Genomic DNA, 2,995 nt, shown 5'->3' on the forward strand with positions numbered 1-2,995 from the left:
ATCAACACGCGTTTGAAGTTGATTAAGCGCTCTGGCTACGGATTCACTAATTTTGAGCGATTCCGCCTCCGATGCCTAATCTGCTGGCATTTTTCTCCAACCGCTGCATAGTGATCCCAGGAGAGCCAAGAGTTTCAAGCTGCGTTAGACAATCTGGAAGACTCACAACCCAGGAAAAGAGAGAAGCCTATATATCGGCTTGCTCTTCCTAAAAGCGCTAGCAGAGAAAATCAAAAACTCTATCATGAACGCCTACAGATTTTGCAAAAGAATAACTCTCAATGGCAGTTTGTAAAGGACAGACCGCAAGAAGAAGAGGCAGAGGCTGTTTTGATCATCCATAAAGATGAAGACTACAACGCTCAATACGGAGCTTATATCATTAGTAGATCACTGGCTGACATGATCGGTCAAGTTATTGATTTTTCTGAGCCGGGAATGTGAAATGGGAAGCAACATTAACCCTGCAAGCAAGGGGGACGAATTCAAATTTGAATCAAGCAATGCTGAGGGGGAATCTATAGATATTCCAGCAGTAGAAATATTCCCACTCACTGCAACTCATCAAAAATATCAATTGACTAGTCGAGAAGTTGATGCTCTGGTCAAGAGCAATCCAGAAGTTATCCTACAATTGATAGGAGAAAATCAACGCCAACAAAAGCAGAATGAAGAACAGCAGTTTGAGCTCGAAAAGATTCGTCTGAGAAATGAGCATGAAGTAAAATTTAGAAGAGAAGAGAACGAGTTTAATGCTGAACAGCAAAATAAAAATATTATACGATTAGGAATTGCGGCATCTTTGCTGGCGCTCTTGTTTATGCAGCTCGCGTAGATGATAAGAATTTACCTAATACTATCATCACCGCTGCAATTAGCTTATTGGCTGGGGGAAGTACAAGCGTCATTGCCTTTTCCAGGAGAGAAGGTAATGAAGAAAAAGGCAATAAGGATCAGGAAAATATAGAAGGTTAACTGCGGTGATATAGCGATAGACAACAAGGAAGGGGTGCTAAAAGAACTGGCGATCACTTTCCCAAGTACGGAGTGATAACGTCAATAAAAATTTAGTATTTTGCAGAGATAGACGCTTTGGTCATTAGCTATCGATAAAACCAGTTGCCACAACCGACGCTATTGCCAATGACCTCATCCTCGTCTATTACAACGATAGCAAATTTTTGTCGTTACCCTATATAGCTACTCCGAAAAAGTAAAGGTAGATGCAGAACTATGAAGTCAAAAAAACCTTGTTGTCATTGAGCGAGACGAAAACGGCATGTACGTCGACGAAGTGCCCCAACTCAAGGCTTGCTACAGCCAAGGCGGAACCATCGACGAACTCATGACTAACATCCGAGTAGTCATCGAAATGTGCCTCAAAGAACCAGCATTGACGCAGCAATGCACCACTCTTCAAATACCCTTTGTCAGCGATGACGAGCAAGCCAACATCGAAGCCTCCCTTGCCCCCCCTAAAGACTATGACGAAGATGATTTTATTGACCTAACCAACTGGGTGCGGCATGGAGGTTCAATTTAGGATGCATAGTCGCCCCGCATGAGGCACTGAGCACTTGCAGATTAATTAGATAACAGTAAGCCATGACAATTGATACCGAGATCACTCAAACCCTAGAACAAATGCCAGTAAGCCTTAAGCAAGAGCTTTTGCACTATGCCAAGTACCTGATGGCTAACTACTCGGCAAACGAATCTCCACAAACACAAAAACCCAAAAAGCGTCGCTCCGGCATTTTGCAAGGTACCTTCGTTCTGCCATTAGCAGACGATTTTGACGAGCCTCTAGTAGTAGACGAGGACAGGACATACTTGAAATAGAACAAAAGTTAATATCGTTGTTTACGCTGATGGTATAACCTCATGGCCAACGAAATTAAAGATCAGCTCTTAACTGAGATTTATAAAACACCCGATTCGATATTGAAGGAGGTATTAGATTTTCTGCTGTTTATACGGGCAAAAGAAATTCGGCAAGAACAACTAGACGTTAGCTTGCTCAGCGAACCCATCCTGGCAGAAGAATGGCTAACGCCAGAAGAGGATGAAGCATGGCAGCATTTGTAAAAGATGATGTCGTCGTTCTTCCCTTCCCATTCTCTGACTTAAGTGATGCCAAACGACGACCTGCCCTTGTCGTGGCAACCCTGCCCCGCAATGATTTGATCCTCTGCATGATTACTAGTCAAAGCTCAGACGACAGCTACTCAATAGCGATCGCAGAGGTAGACTTTACAGTGGGTGGCTTAAACAGAACTAGCTACATTAAGGCTAATCGTGTGTTTACAGCCAACGCCAGAATTATCGCCTACAAAGCAGACAGCCTAGCAACAGCTAAGACTAATGAAGTCATTGATAGGCTAGTAACCATTTTGCGCAAATAAAGGATGACCAGCATCCAAAACCTTATTGCAATGAGCCTTGAAGCCCGAATTGAGCTTCTCTAGTGATACGTCGCACTCCGCAGTGGGAATCTTACTTGTAAGCCCGCAGCGCAAGAATGTGCTGCTTTCGCCCAGCTTTTCACTATTCCTAACTCTTAAACAGGAGTGCATTATGCCCATTGCTGATACCAGCCGCCGCCTGCGGCCCGCCATTCTCGACAAAGACGTTGACTCCCTACACGGTCTCGGCACCATTCCCACCTACAGCACCGTGCGCGCCGAAGCCACCCCCGACGCCCTACAGCTGGCCCATGACAAAATGCGCGTTCGCCAGCAGGCCGAAACCGAAAAGCTCGCGATCGCCAAAGCCGCCACCGACGCCGCCCGCCTCGCCGAGTGGGAGGCTCAATAGGTGTTTCAGGGAGGTGACCTGCAAGCAGATGATGTATTCGCTAGGCTGAACACTAAAGTGCACCTGCTCTGCGATCTCATGCTAACCCTGACACACCTTTTGGAAGAGGCCAAGTGCTACGACAGCGTTCGGACGTTGCGCTGGCCCGACGGCGTTATCCGGTGTCCGAAGTGCGGCT

General features: G+C 45.9%; 8 protein-coding genes and 1 pseudogene. All 9 read left to right on the forward strand.

Going from position 1 to position 2,995, the window contains the following annotated elements:
- Positions 1 to 111, forward strand: a complete 111-nt coding sequence (locus IQ273_RS32065; protein WP_397197044.1) for a transposase — start codon at positions 1 to 3, stop codon at positions 109 to 111.
- A gap of 150 nt (positions 112 to 261) precedes the next feature.
- Positions 262 to 444 (forward strand): hypothetical protein, encoded by a 183-nt coding sequence (locus IQ273_RS32070; RefSeq protein ID WP_194027133.1) that lies wholly within the window; start codon positions 262 to 264, stop codon positions 442 to 444.
- Between the two features lies 1 nt (position 445).
- A complete protein-coding gene (locus IQ273_RS32075) occupies positions 446 to 835 on the forward strand; it encodes a hypothetical protein (RefSeq protein WP_194027134.1) in 390 nt (129 codons plus the stop codon).
- A 444-nt stretch (positions 836 to 1,279) separates the two neighbouring features.
- Positions 1,280 to 1,387, forward strand: a pseudogene (locus IQ273_RS36220) (type II toxin-antitoxin system HicB family antitoxin); the annotation flags it as partial.
- 218 nt (positions 1,388 to 1,605) lie between these two features.
- On the forward strand, positions 1,606 to 1,842 hold the full coding sequence (locus IQ273_RS32085) for a DUF2281 domain-containing protein (protein ID WP_194027135.1): 237 nt from the start codon (positions 1,606 to 1,608) through the stop codon (positions 1,840 to 1,842).
- A gap of 42 nt (positions 1,843 to 1,884) precedes the next feature.
- Positions 1,885 to 2,088, forward strand: a complete 204-nt coding sequence (locus tag IQ273_RS32090) for a DUF2281 domain-containing protein (RefSeq protein WP_194027136.1) — start codon at positions 1,885 to 1,887, stop codon at positions 2,086 to 2,088.
- A complete protein-coding gene (locus IQ273_RS32095) occupies positions 2,073 to 2,405 on the forward strand; it encodes a type II toxin-antitoxin system PemK/MazF family toxin (RefSeq protein WP_194027137.1) in 333 nt (110 codons plus the stop codon). The genes IQ273_RS32090 and IQ273_RS32095 overlap by 16 nt, the downstream gene beginning before the upstream one ends.
- A 172-nt stretch (positions 2,406 to 2,577) precedes the next feature.
- Positions 2,578 to 2,817 carry a hypothetical protein gene (locus IQ273_RS32100; RefSeq protein WP_194027138.1) on the forward strand — a complete coding sequence of 80 codons (240 nt, stop codon included), beginning with the start codon at positions 2,578 to 2,580 and terminating at the stop codon, positions 2,815 to 2,817.
- A 78-nt stretch (positions 2,818 to 2,895) separates the two neighbouring features.
- On the forward strand, positions 2,896 to 2,995 hold a 100-nt coding region (locus IQ273_RS36225; protein WP_194021068.1), incomplete at its 3' end, for a transposase.

The sequence above is a fragment of the Nodosilinea sp. LEGE 07298 genome (assembly GCF_015207265.1).
In the GTDB taxonomy this organism is placed as follows: Bacteria; Cyanobacteriota; Cyanobacteriia; order Phormidesmidales; family Phormidesmidaceae; genus Nodosilinea.